Genomic DNA, 1928 nt, shown 5'->3' with positions numbered 1-1928 from the left:
GGTTTTTCGCCGGTACGGGAATATCAACCCGTTGTCCATCGACTACGCCTGTCGGCCTCGCCTTAGGTCCCGACTTACCCAGGGCAGATTAGCTTGACCCTGGAACCCTTGATCATCCGGCGGACGGGTTTCTCACCCGTCTTTCGCTACTCATGCCTGCATTCTCACTCGTGTAGGCTCCACCGCTGGTTTCCACCGCGACTTCACTGCCCACACGACGCTCCCCTACCACTCCAGACGCCTGAACCACAAGGGCTTGGCTATTGTCTGAAATCCACAACTTCGGCGGTGTACTTGAGCCCCGCTACATTGTCGGCGCGGAATCACTTGACCAGTGAGCTATTACGCACTCTTTTAAGGATGGCTGCTTCTAAGCCAACCTCCTGGTTGTCTTCGCAACTCCACATCCTTTCCCACTTAGCACACGCTTAGGGGCCTTAGTTGGTGGTCTGGGCTGTTTCCCTCTCGACTATGAAGCTTATCCCCCACAGTCTCACTGCTGCGCTCTCACTTACCGGCATTCGGAGTTTGGCTGACGTCAGTAACCTTGTAGGGCCCATTAGCCATCCAGTAGCTCTACCTCCGGTAAGAAACACGCAACGCTGCACCTAAATGCATTTCGGGGAGAACCAGCTATCACGAAGTTTGATTGGCCTTTCACCCCTACCCACAGCTCATCCCCTCCATTTTCAACTGAAGTGGGTTCGGTCCTCCACGACGTCTTACCGTCGCTTCAACCTGGCCATGGGTAGATCACTTCGCTTCGGGTCTAGATCACGCCACTGCAACGCCCTATTCAGACTCGCTTTCGCTACGGCTTCCCCACACGGGTTAACCTCGCGACGTAACACTAACTCGCAGGCTCATTCTTCAAAAGGCACGCCGTCACAACTACACAGCAAGCTGCGGTTGCTCCGACGGATTGTAAGCACACGGTTTCAGGTACTGTTTCACTCCCCTCCCGGGGTACTTTTCACCTTTCCCTCACGGTACTGGTCCGCTATCGGTCATTAGGGAGTATTTAGGCTTATCAGGTGGTCCTGACAGATTCGCACGGGATTTCTCGGGCCCCGTGCTACTTGGGATACTTCACCAGGCGGTGCACAACATTTCGGTTACGGGGCTCACACCCTCTACGGCCGGCCTTTCAAGACCGTTCACCTATGCCTGCACTCTCACCCCACTGTCCCGGCAGAGACAGAATGGGAAGTCCCACAACCCCGACCATGCAACGCCCGCCGGCTATCACACATGGAACGGTTTAGCCTGATCCGCGTTCGCTCGCCACTACTGACGGAATCACTATTGTTTTCTCTTCCTGCGGGTACTGAGATGTTTCACTTCCCCGCGTTCCCTCCACGCACCCTATGTGTTCAGATGCGGGTCACCAGGCAGCTCGCGCCCCTGGCGGGGTTTCCCCATTCGGACACCCTGGGATCACAGTCCGGTTATCGACTCCCCCAGGCTTATCGCAGATTCCTACGTCCTTCTTCGGCTCCTAATGCCAAGGCATCCACCGTGTGCTCTTAAAAACTTGACCACAAAAGATCAAGGAGTAATTTTCGAGAGAACCATGAAAACCACACCGCACACCAGCCACACCCCAAGGGGCACAACCAGAGCAACGGCACAGATCCAGGTTCATATTCTTGGAAATTGCTTCTTATAAAAGATGCTCGCGTCCACTATGTAGTTCTCAAACAACAACCCCGTACCACACACCCCACACACGCCCCGCCCCAAAAGACAGGAACAACCGTATGATCGGTGCAGCCAGGAAACCAGAAACACAAGTCCCACAGCACAACCACGCACCCCCCCCAAAGGAAGAGCAACGCGGCCGCGCCATGGTCCTGTTGCCTCAGGACCCAACAGTGTGCCAAACACTAAACCGCCCCCACTGACCCCACACCGTTCCAGGAACACTC

General features: G+C 55.4%; 1 rRNA gene. It reads right to left on the bottom strand.

The annotated features are described in order from the left end of the window. A 23S ribosomal RNA gene (locus AC1DR1_RS23120) occupies nucleotides 1–1540 on the bottom strand; the annotation flags it as partial. Nucleotides 1541–1928 lie beyond the last annotated feature (388 nt).

It is taken from the genome of Arthrobacter sp. P4_F10 (assembly GCF_056401435.1).
The sequence above is the reverse complement of the archived record's forward strand: the minus strand, read 5'-3'. Positions and strand labels throughout refer to the sequence as shown.